At 70.4% G+C, this 14,720-nt stretch carries 13 protein-coding genes; 12 read left to right on the top strand and 1 reads right to left on the bottom strand.

The genetic code is table 11. The annotated features are described in order from the left end of the window. Positions 1-30 precede the first annotated feature (30 nt). From HD599_RS04750 to HD599_RS04710, 9 genes are all read left to right on the top strand, one after another. Positions 31-1,878, top strand: coding sequence for a phosphoenolpyruvate carboxykinase (GTP) (locus HD599_RS04750; RefSeq protein ID WP_425489154.1), 1,848 nt, complete (start codon positions 31-33; stop codon positions 1,876-1,878). A 151-nt stretch (positions 1,879-2,029) separates the two neighbouring features. Beyond that, a complete protein-coding gene (locus HD599_RS04745) occupies positions 2,030-2,557 on the top strand; it encodes a sigma-70 family RNA polymerase sigma factor (protein ID WP_343061884.1) in 528 nt (175 codons plus the stop codon). Beyond that, entirely contained in the window at positions 2,547-3,314 is a 768-nt protein-coding gene (locus HD599_RS04740; protein ID WP_184234100.1) for a hypothetical protein, read from the top strand. Before HD599_RS04745 ends, HD599_RS04740 begins: the two co-directional genes overlap by 11 nt. A gap of 78 nt (positions 3,315-3,392) precedes the next feature. Beyond that, positions 3,393-5,405 (top strand): TPM domain-containing protein, encoded by a 2,013-nt coding sequence (locus HD599_RS04735; protein ID WP_184234098.1) that lies wholly within the window; start codon positions 3,393-3,395, stop codon positions 5,403-5,405. 68 nt (positions 5,406-5,473) lie between these two features. Then, positions 5,474-6,214 (top strand): PspA/IM30 family protein, encoded by a 741-nt coding sequence (locus tag HD599_RS04730; protein WP_184234096.1) that lies wholly within the window; start codon positions 5,474-5,476, stop codon positions 6,212-6,214. Positions 6,215-6,276: 62 nt separating this feature from the next. Next, complete coding sequence (locus tag HD599_RS04725; protein WP_184234094.1) at positions 6,277-6,927, top strand: NADPH-dependent F420 reductase; 651 nt, start codon at positions 6,277-6,279, stop codon at positions 6,925-6,927. Further along, a complete protein-coding gene (locus HD599_RS04720; RefSeq protein WP_184234079.1) occupies positions 6,928-7,755 on the top strand; it encodes an arginase family protein in 828 nt (275 codons plus the stop codon). It begins immediately after the preceding gene. Positions 7,756-7,883: 128 nt separating this feature from the next. Next, positions 7,884-8,684, top strand: coding sequence for a crotonase/enoyl-CoA hydratase family protein (locus HD599_RS04715; protein ID WP_184234077.1), 801 nt, complete (start codon positions 7,884-7,886; stop codon positions 8,682-8,684). Between the two features lie 66 nt (positions 8,685-8,750). Continuing rightward, positions 8,751-10,184, top strand: a complete 1,434-nt coding sequence (locus HD599_RS04710) for a dihydrolipoyl dehydrogenase family protein (protein ID WP_184234075.1) — start codon at positions 8,751-8,753, stop codon at positions 10,182-10,184. 8 nt (positions 10,185-10,192) lie between these two features. Here the strand turns inward: HD599_RS04710 and HD599_RS04705 are convergent, their stop codons facing one another. Next, positions 10,193-11,425, bottom strand: coding sequence for a glycosyltransferase (locus HD599_RS04705; protein WP_184234073.1), 1,233 nt, complete (start codon positions 11,423-11,425; stop codon positions 10,193-10,195). Between the two features lie 22 nt (positions 11,426-11,447). Here HD599_RS04705 and HD599_RS04700 point away from each other — a divergent pair, with 22 nt between their 5' ends. The 3 genes from HD599_RS04700 (at position 11,448) to HD599_RS04690 (ending at position 14,391) form a co-directional block, all read left to right on the top strand. Next, entirely contained in the window at positions 11,448-11,897 is a 450-nt protein-coding gene (locus HD599_RS04700; protein WP_343061882.1) for a hypothetical protein, read from the top strand. Beyond that, entirely contained in the window at positions 11,894-12,703 is an 810-nt protein-coding gene (locus HD599_RS04695; RefSeq protein WP_184234071.1) for an SDR family NAD(P)-dependent oxidoreductase, read from the top strand. Before HD599_RS04700 ends, HD599_RS04695 begins: the two co-directional genes overlap by 4 nt. A gap of 167 nt (positions 12,704-12,870) precedes the next feature. Next, positions 12,871-14,391 (top strand): HNH endonuclease signature motif containing protein, encoded by a 1,521-nt coding sequence (locus HD599_RS04690; RefSeq protein WP_184234068.1) that lies wholly within the window; start codon positions 12,871-12,873, stop codon positions 14,389-14,391. The last annotated feature ends 329 nt before the right edge of the window (positions 14,392-14,720 follow it).

Raw genomic sequence — 14,720 nt, 5'->3', positions numbered from 1 at the left:
GTACTGACGAACTTACGACGAGGAGCGCCGATGAGCACGATGAGCACCCTGACCCCCACGCTGTCCGTTGCGCCCCCGACGCCCGTACCGGTCGCAGCACCGGCCGGCACCGCGGCATCCGTCGCGTCCTGGGTCGCAGAGATCGCTGCTCTCACCACTCCCGAGGCCGTGGTCTGGTGCGACGGCTCCCTCGACGAGAATCGTGGGCTGATCGGACTGATGCTCCAGACCGGCACGCTCACCCGGCTCAATCCCGATCTGCGCCCGAACAGCTTCCTGGCCCGCAGCGATGCGGACGATGTCGCCCGGGTCGAGGACCGTACGTTCATCTGCTCGGCGACCGAGCAGGACGCCGGTCCGACAAACAACTGGCGCGACCCGGCAGAGATGCGCGCGACCCTGCGACCGCTGTTCGCGGGCAGCATGTGCGGTCGCACGATGTACGTCGTGCCGTTCTCGATGGGACCGCTCGGATCGCCGTTCGCCAAGCTCGGCGTGCAGGTCACCGATTCGCCGTACGTCGTGGTCTCCACGGGCATCATGACCCGCATGGGCGCCGGCGCGCTCGAACTGATCGACGACGACACCGAGTGGGTGCCCGCGGTGCACTCCGTCGGCGCACCGCTGACCGGGGGCGGGCCGGATGCCGCGTGGCCCTGCAACGCGACGAAGTACATCTCGCACTTCCCGGAGTCGCGCGAGATCTGGTCGTACGGATCGGCCTACGGCGGCAACGCGCTGCTCGCGAAGAAGGCGTTCGCTCTGCGTATCGCATCGGTGATGGCACGGGACGAGGGCTGGCTCGCCGAGCACATGCTCGTCATCCGCGTGACCAACCCGGCCGGCCGCGTCTTCCACGTCGCAGCGGCGTTCCCGAGCGCGTGCGGCAAGACCAACCTCGCGATGCTCCAGCCGACGATCCCCGGCTGGACGGTCGAGACCGTGGGCGACGACATCGCTTGGCTACGGGCCGACGCCGACGGACGCCTGCGGGCGGTCAACCCCGAGGCCGGCTTCTTCGGGGTGGCGCCGGGGACCGGGGTCTCGACCAACCCCGTGGCGATCGACACCCTGTGGGGCAACACGATCTTCACCAACGTGGCCCTGCGCGACGACGGGGACGTCTGGTGGGAGGGCATGACCGACGAGGCACCCGCTCATCTCGTCGACTGGCGGGGCGACGACTGGACGCCCGCGTCCGACACCCCGGCCGCACACCCGAACTCGCGGTTCACCGTCGCGGCCCGTCAGTGCCCGACGATCGCCGACGGCTGGGACGATCCCGAGGGCGTCGTGATCGACGCGATCGTTTTCGGCGGCCGCCGCGCGAGCAATGTGCCGCTCGTGCTCGAGGCGCGCGACTGGACGCACGGCGTCTACCTGGGTGCGACGATCTCGAGCGAACGAACCGCCGCGGCCGAGGGCACCGTCGGCGAACTGCGTCGTGATCCCTTCGCGATGGCGCCGTTCTGCGGCTACAACATGGCCGACCACTGGGCGCACTGGCTCTCGGTGGGGTCGGGGCTCGCGCATCCGCCGGCGGTATTCCAGGTGAATTGGTTCCGCAAGGGCGGCGACGGCGGATTCCTCTGGCCGGGATTCGGCGAGAATTCGCGCGTGCTCGCCTGGATCCTCGACCGCGTCGACGGCTCGGCATCCGGCCTCGAGAGCCCGCTCGGCGTCATCCCCTCCCGCCACGATCTCGATACCTCGGGCCTCGGCCTCGGCGACGACACCTGGCGCGAACTCTTCGCCATCGACGCCGACGCGTGGCTGCGCGAGGCCGACGGCGTCGCCGATTTCTTCGCCGGATTCGACGGCCGGGTGCCCGCCGAGCTCGAGGCAGAACTCGACGGGCTGCGCTCCCGGCTGCGCTGACCGACGCGCTTCGACCGGCTCACCCCGCTCCGGCATGTGAGCCTGTCGAAACCCGCCCAACGAAACTCCCCGTTCGAGCGTCTTAGAAGATAGAGACAACGATCGGGAGGACACCGTGGCGCAGGCACACAGCTCACCACACTGGGAACAGGTGGTGGAACGACTCGTCGCGGAGCGCGGCGACGCGCTCACCCGCTACGCCTACTTCGTCTGCGGCAGCCGCGACGACGCGGCCGACCTCGTGCAGGACGCCCTCGTGAAGACCTTCGGGCGTCTGCGCAACGGGTTCTCCGTCGCCAGCGCCGAGGGATACGTGCGCCGCGCCATCCTCAACACCTATATCGACCGCGGCCGTCGCACCTCGCGCTGGCGCAGGATCGCCCATCTGACGGCGGTGCCGGATGTCGCGGACTCCCCTTCCGCGGACTCCGAGTCGCGCATCGACCTGCAGGAGGAACTGCGCAAGCTCACGCCGCGCGAACGCGCCTGCCTCGTGCTGCGCTACTACGAGGACCTCAAGGTCGACGACATCGCGGCCACCCTCGAACTGAGCTCCGGCGCGGTGAAGCGCTACCTCAGCGACGGCCTCTCCAAGATGGCCGTCTCGCTCGCCGAGGACACCGACGACGAATCACCCGACGCAACGATCACCACCCTGGGAGCACGCAATGGCAAGTGAACCGAACCTCCGCGACCTGTTCCGCGGCACCGAGCCGGGCCGGTCGATCGACACCAAAGAGGTGATCCGCCGCAGCAAGGCCCGTCGCCTGCCCGCGCAGATCGGCATCGGCGGCGTCTTCACGCTCGCGATCGGCGGCCTCGGTGTCGCCGGCATCCAGGCGGTCGGCGGGTCGCAGTCCGCCTCCGACTCGAGCGCGATCTCGTCGGCGGCCGACGAGCCCCGCTCGACGCCGGAGACCTTCGCCGAGACAGACGGCGGCTCCGAGGCCAGCACAGACGGCATCAAGCGTGCCCCGGCCGACCGCATCAACCTGTGCGGCGGCACCCTCGCCGAGGTCGCCCCGAGCCAGACCGGGTTGGTGCTGACCGCGAGCTTCCCCGACGCGCCCGTCGGCACCGACCCCGTTGTCGGCACCGTGACGCTCACCAACACCGGCACGACCGCGGTGACCGGCTACACCTCGCCGACACCCGCCATCACGCTCTCGCAGAACGGCATCGTGCTCTGGCACAGCAACGGTCCGACGATCATGATGATCCAGGACGTGGACCTCGCGCCGGGCGAATCGCTCGAGCTCGCGGCATCCTTCACCCCCGTGGTCTGCACGGTCGACGACGATCTGGCCGAAGCGTTCGACACCGATCTGCCCGCCGTCGCCGCCGGCGAGTACCAGCTGTCCGCCGCCGCCGACATCACGGTCGACGACAACGCCGAGCTCGTCACGGGGCCCGCGCAAACGGTGCGCATCGGGTAGCCGAACACTCAGGGAGCGGCTGATGACAAGTCGATAGAATCTCTTCACCGGCGCGGTGCCAGCGAGGAGAGTGGTTCGATGAGGTCACGGATCGTGGTGGGCGCCGCCCTTCTGGCGGGGCTGTTCGCCGTCGTTCCGACCGCCGCTCACGCGCAGGACCCGGTCGATCTGGCCGGCGCCTACGTGCTCGACGAGTCCGGCGTGCTGGACGGCGACACCTCCGGGATCGAGGCCGCGCTCGACACCCTGTACGCCGAGGCCGGCATCCAGCTCTTCGTGGTCTACGTCGACAGCTTCGACGGTGCCGACTCGTCGGCCGAGTGGGCCGACACCACCGCCGAGATCAGCGGTCTCGGCGCGACGGACGCGCTGCTCGCCATCGCGACCGACGACCGCGTCTACCAGGTCTCCGTCGCCGAGGACTTCCCGCTCAGCGACTCCGACCTCGCCGACATCGAGGCCGACCGGCTCGTGCCCGAGCTGCGCGACGACGACTGGGAGGGTGGGGCGATCGCTTTCGCCGACGGCCTGCGCGGCGAGGGCAACGGGTCCGGATCCCTGCCGGTCTGGCCGTTCATCCTGCTGCTCGTCGCCGCGTTCGTCGGGGTACTCGTCTATCTCTTCACCCGCCGGGCACGCCGGGCCGCGGCCGGGGAATCGAAGCTCGCGTCGGGCGAACCCACGCAGAAAGAGCTCGACCAGCGCGCCGGCACTGTGCTCGTCGAGATCGACGACTCGCTGCGCACGAGCGAGCAGGAACTCGGATTCGCTGTCGCCCAGTTCGGCGAGGAAGCCACGCGCGAGTTCGCCGCCGCCCTCGCCACGGCCAAGACCCACGTCGCCGAGGCGTTCGGCATCCGGCAGAAGCTCGACGACGCCTTCCCCGAGACACCCGCGCAGAAGCGCGAGCTCACCCTGCAGCTGATCGGTCTCGCCGAGTCGGCCGACACGGCCCTCGACGCCCAGGCCGATGCCTTCGACGCCCTCCGTGAGGTCGAGAAGAACGCCGCGTCGATCCTCGACTCTGTGGATGCCGCGGCCGGCGCCCTCGACGCCCGGGTGCGCGCCACCGAGGCCACCGTCGCGCAGCTCGCCGGCCGCTTCTCCCCCGCCGCCATCGCCACCGTGGTCGACAACGTGGCACGGGCGCGCACCCTGCTGCAGCTCGCCGCGGCGTCGTCGTCGACGGCCCGCGCCGCGATCGCCCCGGCCGGCGGCTCGAAGAACGGCCAGACCGTCGCTTCGCCCGCGGTGCCCGTGCGCGCCGCGCAGGCCGGCGTCGCCCAGGCCGGCCAACTGCTCGACGCGGTGGACTCGCTGGCCGCCGCGCTCGACCGCGCCGTGCGCGACCTCGACGAGGCCGTCGCGGAGACGAACCGCGATCTCGCGGAGGCCCGTGCTGTGCCCGGCGCCGAGCTCGAGAGTGTGATCGCCGCGACATCCGCCGGTCTGGCAGCCGTGCTGCCGGGCAGCGAGAAGAACCCGCTCGACGCGATCGAACGGGTCGAGCGGCTCGACGAGACCCTGGGCCAGGCGCTCGCGGCCGTGCGCGACCGGCAGGCGCAAGAGGCGAGCGCCCGCTCGTCGCTCGACCGCGTGCTGGCGTCGGCCCGCACGCAGATCGCCACCGGCGAGGAGTTCCTCACCACGCGGCGCGGCGGTGTCGGTACCGACGCCCGCACCCGGCTGTCCGCCGCGCGCCAGGCCCTCGACGAGGCGCAGTCGCTCGCCGCGACCGATCCGGTCGGCGCGCTCTCGTCGGCACACCGCGCCTCGAGCCTCGCCCAGCAGGGCACCGATCTCGCCCGCGGCGAGGTCGACTACTTCGAGCGCTCGAACGCCGACCGTGGCTACTCGGGTGGCCTCGGCGGATCGATGAGTACCGACTCGATCCTCGGCGGCATCCTCGGGGGCCTGCTGCAGGGCGGCGGAGGCTGGTCGGGCGGTGGCGGCGGCAGCTGGTCCGGCGGCGGTTCCAGTAGCCGGCGCTCCACCAGCTATGGCGGCAGCTCGCGGCGCTCCAGCGGCGGTTCCCGGCGATCGAGCGGCGGCTCCCGCGGCGGTCGCCGTGGCGGCGGGGGCCGATTCTGATGCCTCAGCTTCCGAACTCGTGATCTTTTCAGGCCCGTATCCACAACACCCAACGAAAGGCAGCACCCATGGCTAAGCAGTCCATCCTCGGCCGCATCACCCAATTGGCCAAGGCCAACATCAACGCGCTGCTCGACCAGGCGGAAGACCCCGCCCTGTTGCTCGACCAGATGGTTCGCGACTACACCAACAGCATCGCCGAGGCCGAGAGCGCCGTCGCCCAGACCATCGGCAACCTGCGACTCGTCGAGCAGGACTACGCCGAGGATGTCGCGGCCGCCAACGACTGGGGCCGCAAGGCTCTGGCGGCGAGCTCGAAGGCGGACGAACTGCGCGCCGGCGGCAACACCGTCGACGCCGACAAGTTCGACAACCTCGCCAAGGTCGCCCTCGGCAAGCAGTTCCAGGCCGAGAAGGAGGCGAAGGACGCGCAGCCGACCATCACCTCGCAGACCGCCGTCGTCGACAAGCTCAAGGGCGGCCTCGACTCGATGCGCACCAAGCTCGGCGAGCTCAGCTCGAAGCGCGACGAACTCATCGCCCGCTCGAAGACGGTCGACGCCCAGCGCCAGGTGCAGGAGGCCATCGGTTCGATCGACATGCTCGACCCGACGAGCGAGATCAGCCGCTTCGAAGACAAGATCCGCCGCGAAGAGGCCAAGGTCCTCGGGCAGCAGGAGCTCGCGGCATCCAGCCTCGACGCCCAGTTCGAGAGCCTCGAGGACCTCGACAAGCAGACCGAGATCGAAGCCCGTCTCGCCGCGCTCAAGCTCGGCGCCGGCGGCTCGCAGGGGTCGATCTCGCAGTAACTCCCAGCGGATGCGGAGGGGCCGGCGGGAATCATCCCCGCCGGCCCCTCGTTGCCCCCACCATGACAACAATCGGAATCATCGGTGCAGGACACATTGGCAGCCAGATCGCGCGCGGGGCGGTGAAGGCCGGCTACGACGTCGTGATCAGCAACTCGCGCGGACCCGAGACGCTCGCCGACCTCGTAACAGAGCTCGGCCCGACCGCCCGTGCCGCCACCGCGACCGAGGCTGCGGCGGCCGGCGATTTCGCCGTCGTGACCGTTCCGCTCAAGAACTACCGCGAGGTGCCGGTGTCCGAACTGGCCGGCAAGATCGTGATCGACACGAACAACTACTACTTCGAGCGCGACGGCCACATCCCCGAGCTCGATAACGGATCCGCCACCGTGACCGGCCTGCTGCAGGAGCACCTGCCCGAGAGCCACGTCGCGAAGGGCTTCAACGCCATCGATTTCGGCGCCATCACCACGGACGGGACTCCCGCCGGCACCGCGAACCGTCGCGCCCTCGTCACGGCGAGCGACCACGACGACGCTGCCGCGCTCGTCACGACGCTCTACGACGACCTCGGCTTCGACACCGTCAACGCCGGCCCGCTCAGCGAGAGCTGGCGCATCGAGCGCGACATGCCGGGCTACGGCAAAGCCGGCGACGCCGCCGCCATGACGACATTCCTCGCCCTCGCGGTTCGGAACGTAGATACTGAGTAGGTGCCGGTCACCTTTCTCGTCGTCCCCCAGTGGCAGGGCTCCGGCTCGTCGCGCGCACTCCGTCTGCAAGACGGCGCCGAGGCGATCCGGGGCGACCTGCCCGCCAGTTTCACCCGCGTCGTCGACGTGCCGATGGAGGCCGGCGACGAACTCGGCTCCGGGCTGCCGCGGCTCGGGTCGTTGCAGCTCGTGCGCGACCGTATGCTCGCGGAACTCGCCACCGTGCCCGACCGGGCGATCAGCATCGGCGGCGACTGCGGCATCGCCCTCGCCGCGGTGGAACACGTCGTCGCGACGACGGAGGAGCGCGTCGCCGTTCTCTGGTTCGACGCCCACCCCGACCTGAACACCGTCGCCACCTCGCCGTCCGGAGCATTCTCCGGGATGGTGTTGCGCACTCTGCTCGGCGACGGCGTGGCCGGCCTCGTGCCTTCCCGCACCGTCTCGCCTTCCTCCGTCGTGCTCGCGGGCACGCGCTCGACCGACGAGGGCGAGGAGGAGTACATCGTCTCGTCCGGCATCACCCGGGTCGGAGCGGAGCAGCTGGCCGACCCCGCGACGCTCGTCGCGGCAGTGACGGCGACGGGCGCGTCATCCGTCTTCATCCACATCGACCTCGACGTTTTCGACCCGGCCGACATCACCGGTGTCGGCGACCCGGTGCCGTTCGGTGTCGATGCGGCCACGCTCGCGGGAAGCATCCGCGCCGTGTCAGCCGAGTTCTCCGTCGTCGGTGCGAGCATCGCGGGCTTCTCCCCCTCGTCGCCGGATGCCGCGACCGACGATCTGCCCACGATCCTGCGTTTGATCGGCGCATTGACGGCGTAGCCTCCCACCGCCGCCTGACAGGACGGTTTTGTAGGTTCGCACGGTCGACAGGGCCGTTTGCGCGCCCCGAGCCGTGGCATCCTGTCGAACGGCTCGGACCCGGCGGTCGCACTCCCTAGGCTGGCCGGATGACGCAGAGTAGCGACGACCAGCCCCGCATCACCACCGAGCGCGACGGCCACGTGCTGCTCATCGGCTTCGACCGTGCCGACAAGCGCAATGCCGCCGACTTCCGCATGCTGCAGGAACTGTCGCTCGCCTACGCCGAACTGGAGAACGACCCCGAGCTGCGGGTCGCCCTCGTCTTCGCCCACGGCGACCACTTCACGGCCGGACTAGACCTCGCCGACGTCGGCCCGCGCATCGGCGCCGACGGGCTCGACATCACCGCCGAGGGCGGCATCAACCCGTGGCAGGTCTCCGGCGTCTCGCTCACCAAGCCGGTCGTTATCGCCGTTCAGGGCACGTGCCTCACGCTCGGCATCGAGCTGATGCTCGCCTCCGACATCGTCGTCGCGGCCGCGTCGACCCGTTTCGGCCAGCTCGAGGTCGCCCGCGGCATCCTGCCGTTCGGCGGTGCGACCATTCGATTCCCCCGTGCGGTCGGCTGGGGCAACGCCATGCGCTGGATCCTCACCGGCGACCTGTTCGACGCCGCCGAAGCGCTGCGCCTCGGCCTCGTGCAGGAGGTCGTCCCCGACGGGGAGCAGTACGCGCGCGGCCTCGAGCTCGCGCGCCGCATCGCCGCCCAGGCGCCGCTGGCCGTGCAGGCGGCCCTCGCGAACGCGCGGCTGGCCGTCCGAGATTCGGATGCCGCGGCAGAGGCCGCGCTCCAGCCCGACCTCGTGCGGCTCGCCGCCAGCGAGGACGCGGCGATCGGGATGCGGGCGTTCCTGTCGCGCACGCCGGCCGAGTTCGTCGGGCGCTGAGAGTCGGGCGCTGCGTCATCCGCCCTCGTCCTAGTTCTTGTCAGGCGCGCCCGGTAGCCTCGCAGAATGACCGACACCGAATTTGACCTCATCGTTATCGGCGCTGGCGCCGTCGCCGAAAACGTCGCGGACCGCGCAGTGCAGGGCGGCCTCACGGCGGTGCTCATCGAGAGCGAGCTCGTCGGCGGCGAGTGCAGCTACTGGGCGTGTATGCCGTCGAAGGCCCTCCTCCGCAGCGGGATCGCGCTGCGCGCCGCACAGAACGTCGGCGGCACCAAAGAGGCCGTGACCGGCGAGCTCGACGTCGCCGCCACCCTCGCGCGCCGCGACTCGTTCACCAGCAACTGGGACGACCAGGGCCAGGTCGACTGGGTCGAGAGCGCCGGCATCGCGCTCGTGCGCGGGCACGGCCGCATCACCGGCGTGCGCACCGTCTCGGTCGAGCACGGCGACGGATCGCACACGCAGCTCACCGCGCGGCACGCCGTCGTGGTCGCCACCGGCTCCGACCCGGTGCTGCCCGACATCCCCGGCATCGCCGACGTGCAGCCGTGGACCCCGCGCGAGGCGACGAGCGCCAAGATCATCCCCGCGAGCCTCGCCATCGTCGGCGGCGGCGTCGTGGCGGTCGAGATGGCCACCGCGTACGCCAGCTTCGGCAGCGACGTGACCATCATCGCCCGCAGCGGACTGCTCACCACCCAGGAGGACTTCGCCGGAGAACTCGTCGGCGAATCGCTGCGCGCCCTCGGCGTCACCATCACGACGGGCGTCTCCCCCACCTCGGCGAGCCGCGACGACGCGGGCGTCACCCTCGAACTCTCCGACGGCAGCTCCGTGCTCGCCGCCGAGGTCCTGGTCGCTGCCGGACGCCAGCCTCGCACGACCGACATTGGGCTCGACACCGTGGGTATCGCCGTCGGCGACTGGCTCGACGTCGACGACACGCTGCTCGTTCGCGCCGACACCAACCACAAGCACGGTTGGCTCTACGCGACCGGCGATGTGAACCACCGCGCGCTGCTCACCCACCAGGGCAAGTACCAGGCGCGCGCCGCCGGCGACGTCATCGCGGCCCGCGCGCAGAGCAAGGCGGTGCACGACGGCGCCTGGGGCGCGCACGCCGCGACCGCCGACCACGCCGCCGTGCCGCAGGTGACGTTCAGCGACCCGGAGGTGGCCTCGGTCGGGCTCACCTCGGATGCCGCGCGAAAGGCCGGCTACGACATCCGCGTGGTCGACTACGAACTCGGATCGGTCGCCGGCGCGAGCCTGCAGGCCGACGGCTACAAGGGCCGGGCGCGCATGGTCGTCGACGAGAAGCGCAAGGTCATCGTGGGGCTGACCTTCGTCGGCCAGGACGTCAGCGAGATGATCCACGCCGCGACCATCGCGGTCGTCGGCGAGGTGCCGATCGACCGGCTCTGGCACGCCGTTCCCGCCTACCCGACGATGAACGAGATCTGGCTGCGGCTGCTCGAGACCTACGGGCGGCCGTAGCGTGCCCGCTACAACACCGGCCGCGCCGCCACGCTCTCGTACACGTCGAGCAGCACCGAGACGGACGTCTCCCAGCTGAACCCCTCCGCGAACGCGCGCGCCGACCGCGCGAGCTCGGCGTAGGCGGCGGGGTTGTCGAGCAGCACGCCGATCGCGCGCGCCCAGTCAGCCGGGTCGCGCGAGTCGATGAGCAGGCCCGACTCCCCGTCGGAGACCGACTCGACCAGGCCCGACACCCGCTGCGCGACCACGGGCGTGCCGCTCGCCGCGGACTCCAGCGCGACGAGCCCGAACGTCTCGGAGTGCGACGGCACCAGTGTGAGGGTCGCGGCCGCGAACAGCTCGGCCACCGCCTCCCGCTCGAGCGCACCGGTGAACCTCAGGTCGTCGACGACCCCCAGTTCGGCGGCGAGCTCGTGCAGCGCGAGGAAGTAGCTCTCGGCGCCCGGCGTCGGTCGCCCGGCGATCACCAGCACGGGACGCGGTTCGGGCAGGGCAGCGAGCACGCGCACCGCGAGCCGCTGGCCTTTGAGCTCCTGCACGCGTCCGACGACGGCGATCACCGGTCGGTCGGCCTCGATGCCGAGCGCCTCCCGCACGGCCGCGCCGGCCTCGGGGCGCGGAGCGAACAGCCCGGTATCGACGCCCGGGGGCATGATCCAGACGTGTTCGGCCGGCGCACCCACCTGTTCGAGCAGGGCGTCGACCTCGGCGGTCGAACTCGCGATCACCGCGTCGGCCTGATTCGCGAGGAACGACTCGCTGCGAACCCGTCGCTGCGGCTCGGTCGGCACCTCGTCGATCATGGCGCGGTGCTTCATGTCGCCCAGCGTGTGGAAACTCTGCACGAACGGGATGCCCAGCTCGATCGCCACGGGCAGCGCGGCGATTCCGCTGATCCAGTAGTGCGCGTGGATCACGTCGTACCGCCCCGATTCGCGGCCGGCCAGGCGCGCGACGGCCTCCCCGAATTCGTCGGCGACGCTCGAGAGGTCCTCCTTGGCGACGATGCCGGGCGGCCCGGCCTCGAGTTCGTGCAGCGTGATTCCGGGGGCGATGTCGGTCACGGTCGACTGTCCGGACGACCGTGTCAACAGGTCGACGGCGATGCCACGTCCGGCGAGTTCGCGCGCGAGCCCCAGTATCGCGACGTTCATCCCGCCGGCATCCGCCTGACCGGGAGTCGCCGCCGGGGACGTGTGCATCGAAACCATCGCCACTCGCCGCACGTCGTCCGCCATACAGCCACTGTATTCTGCGCGTATGAAGCCCGTGCGTCCCGTGCGTCCGATCGACCCCTCCGGCGTCGTGCGGCTTTTCCAGAGACTGTCGGATGCCGCGGCAGGCGTCGCGCCGCTGAAACGGTTTCTGCTGCACCCCGCAGTCGCGCGGCCGGGGTACTGGATCGCCACGGGCGCCGGCCTCATCTGGGGTACCGCGCTCAGTCTCGGCCGCATCCGTGCCGCCGGGGGTGTCATCGTGGCGCGACGCTGCCCCCGCTGGGCGTTCGGACGCGGCGGCACCACGATCGGTGCCGTCTACCTGACTCACAGCAACCTCACGCCCGCGGTTCTCGAACACGAGGCTGTTCATCGGGCACAGTGGAAGAAGTACGGGCTCGCTTTTATCCCGCTCTACATCGCCGCCGGACCCGACGCGCGAACCAATCGCTTCGAGGTCGAAGCAGGACTGCATAAAGGCGGCTATTCATGACGAAAACAATCGTGCTCACGGGAGCCAGCTCGGGCATCGGCGCTGTCGCCGCCGGGCGGCTCGCGGACGAGGGCTGGGAAGTCGCGGTCGTGGGGCGCAATCCGGAGCGGACGGCGTCGGTCGCGGCATCCGTCGGCGGCACGCCGTTTATCGCCGACTACGACCGTCTCGACGACGTGCGTGCGCTCGCGACGGCCCTGCTCGACCGGTATCCCCGCATCGACGTGCTCGCCAACAACGCGGGCGGACTGATCAGCGAGAAGGGCGTCACGGCCGACGGGCACGAGCGGACGATCCAGCACAACCACCTCGCGCCGTTCCTGCTGACGAACCTGCTGCTGCCGCGCCTGCTCGAGAGCGGGGCGCGTGTCGTCTCGACCTCCAGCCTGATGAATCTGGTGGGCGACGTGCGGCTCGACGACATGGAATGGACCAAACGGCCGTGGTTCGGCGGATGGCGCGCCTACGGCACCAGCAAGCTCGCGACGGTGCTGTTCACGCGGGAACTGGCGAAGCGCACGGGACTCGACGCGTACTCGTTCCACCCGGGCTATGTGTCGACCGGTTTCGGCGCCCAGGACCGGTTGATGCGCGTCTCGCAGGCGATCAAGCCGGGCGGGTTCGGGATTCCGGCGACGCAGGGCGCCGAGCCGCTGGTGCTGCTGGCGACCGGGGCGGGGTCGCCCGCTCCGAGCGGCACGTACTACGACCAGCTGAAGCCGTTCGGGCGCACCCGCAAGCAGGCCGACGACACGGATCTCGCCGCCGGGCTGTGGATCAAGAGCGGGCAGTTGGTGGGGTTGTAGGGGGCTCGGCTTTCATTCGCGGGTCTCGCGGCTCGGGTCTCGGGTCTCGGGTCTCGGGGCTGGTTCTTCTCCTCCACAGGGCGTCCGGAATCTTCGTTCGGGCCGGTTCTCCACAGCCGGCCGTCGTGGTGCGCCCCGATGTCGGTGGGTGGGATTGGAGTTCTGCCATGAGCAATTCAGACACGTTCCACCCGCCCGGCGGGCTGTTGTTCGAGCCGCCGCCCGACCCGCTGACGGTCCTCCCGTCGGATTTGGTCGACACCTCCCTGCTGGATGCGTCCCTGTCGCCGGTGGAGCGCCGGCAGGCCCTGTTCGGCCTCTACCTGGACGACGCCGAGACGGAAGACCGGCAGCTCGCCGTGGCGGCGGCCCGGCGGGCCCGCAGGATCGACGAGCTGCGGGTGCTGTCGGAGCAGATCGCCGCCGAAGAAGCCGAAGAAGAAAGCGTGCGCAGGGCCGCGTTCGGGCGTCCCCGCCGGACCGATTCCGGCTGGACGGTGAAGCACCGCGCCCAGGCGGAGCTGGCGACCGAGATCGCGGCCGCGTTCACCCTCACCCGGACCATGGCCGAGCACCTGGTCGTCGAGTCGAAGACCCTCGTCACCGGCCTGCCCCTCACCTTGGACGCGCTGGCGGCCGGGGCGATGCGGTACGAGCACGCGAAAGTCATGGCCTCCACCGCCGCCGACCTCGACGCCCCCACCCGGGCCGTGTTCGAGCGGGAACTGGTGCCGCTCGCCGGACGGATGATCGTCCCGACATTCCGCAAACGGGCGGTCCAGGTGAAGGAACGCCTGCACCAGCAGACGTTGGACGAACGGCACCAGAAAGCCGTCGTCTCCAGGGCTCTGATCTTCGACCCGGGCGAGAACGGGATGGGCTACCTCACCCTGCACGCGGCCAACGAGGACCTGGCCGGGATCTACAACCGGATCACCGACATCGCCCTCCCCAAAACCGCCGACGACAACCGCACCCTGACCCAACGGCGGGCGGATGTCGCGACGGAGATCCTGCTGAAGGGCGACCTGTGCGGCGACGGGGCCGCCGGCGACCCTGAGACGGCGCTTGACGGCACCGGCAAGGACGGGAAGCGCCTCGGCCACGGCGTCGTCGCCCAGATCCACATCGAGATCCCCATCCTCACCCTGCTCGGCAAGGACACCGCGCCGGCGACCCTGGAGGGCAGCATCCCGGTCGACCCCGCCACCGCCCGCACCCTCGTCGCGGACGCACCCGGGTTCTACCGGCTGCTGACCGACCCGGTCACCGGCAGCATCGTCTCCTTCGACGACCGGTTCCGACACCTCCCGCCCTCCCTCCGGAGGGCGGTGAGACTCATCGACGGCAAATGCACCGGACCGTGGTGCGACGCCACCGCGAACGAATCCCACGGTCACCACCCGGTCGAATGGTCCGACAGCCACGACACCTCCCTCGCCAACTCGGCTTTGGCATGCGCACCCGACCACCGGCTCATCCACAACACCCGGTGGCTGATGAACCGGCTCCCCGACGGCGACAAAGAATGGATCAGCCCCTGCGGGCGCCGGTACGTCATCCCACCCCAACGCCGCCTCGCACCCGGCTTCCTCGAAGCCACCAAGAAAGCTAGCGCGACCACAGACGAGACACCGCAGAACTGGGACACCCCACTCACCGACGAAGGGAACGACATGCCCTTCTAGCCGAGCACCGATCACCGATATCGGGCAACCGCCGCACTGCGTAGTCATCACCGCTACCGCCCACCGCGACCTATGCGGAGGCGTCACCGGTGACATGTAGATGGAACGCGGGTCGCGGCTCGGGGCTCGCGGCTCGCGGCTCGCGGCTCGCGGCTCGCGGCTCGCGGCTCGCGGCTCGCGGCTTGCGGCTCGCGGCTCGCGGCTACTAAGACTCACACGACTGGCAGTTCCCCCTACGAACACTGTTGCCAACCCTCGATGAGGGACCACAGGCTCAGCGACCTACAAGCCCGGGTTCCAGCGAGCGCAAGAAATCCGCGCTCCAAGTT

Origin of the sequence: Conyzicola lurida (assembly GCF_014204935.1) — a bacterium.
In the GTDB taxonomy this organism is placed as follows: Bacteria; Actinomycetota; Actinomycetes; order Actinomycetales; family Microbacteriaceae; genus Conyzicola; species Conyzicola lurida.
The sequence above is the reverse complement of the archived record's forward strand: the minus strand, read 5'-3'. Positions and strand labels throughout refer to the sequence as shown.

What these genes read in the sequence shown, in the direction of transcription:
- HD599_RS04690 (WP_184234068.1), top strand. Translation starts at nt 12,871, where the DNA reads ATGAGCAATTCAGACACGTTCCACCCGCCCGGCGGGCTGTTGTTCGAG.
- HD599_RS04735 (WP_184234098.1), top strand. Translation starts at nt 3,393, where the DNA reads ATGAGGTCACGGATCGTGGTGGGCGCCGCCCTTCTGGCGGGGCTGTTC.
- HD599_RS04730 (WP_184234096.1), top strand. Translation starts at nt 5,474, where the DNA reads ATGGCTAAGCAGTCCATCCTCGGCCGCATCACCCAATTGGCCAAGGCC.
- HD599_RS04715 (WP_184234077.1), top strand. Translation starts at nt 7,884, where the DNA reads ATGACGCAGAGTAGCGACGACCAGCCCCGCATCACCACCGAGCGCGAC.
- HD599_RS04695 (WP_184234071.1), top strand. Translation starts at nt 11,894, where the DNA reads ATGACGAAAACAATCGTGCTCACGGGAGCCAGCTCGGGCATCGGCGCT.
- HD599_RS04740 (WP_184234100.1), top strand. Translation starts at nt 2,547, where the DNA reads ATGGCAAGTGAACCGAACCTCCGCGACCTGTTCCGCGGCACCGAGCCG.
- HD599_RS04750 (WP_425489154.1), top strand. Translation starts at nt 31, where the DNA reads ATGAGCACGATGAGCACCCTGACCCCCACGCTGTCCGTTGCGCCCCCG.
- HD599_RS04700 (WP_343061882.1), top strand. Translation starts at nt 11,448, where the DNA reads ATGAAGCCCGTGCGTCCCGTGCGTCCGATCGACCCCTCCGGCGTCGTG.
- HD599_RS04710 (WP_184234075.1), top strand. Translation starts at nt 8,751, where the DNA reads ATGACCGACACCGAATTTGACCTCATCGTTATCGGCGCTGGCGCCGTC.
- HD599_RS04725 (WP_184234094.1), top strand. Translation starts at nt 6,277, where the DNA reads ATGACAACAATCGGAATCATCGGTGCAGGACACATTGGCAGCCAGATC.
- HD599_RS04705 (WP_184234073.1), bottom strand. Translation starts at nt 11,425, where the DNA reads ATGGCGGACGACGTGCGGCGAGTGGCGATGGTTTCGATGCACACGTCC.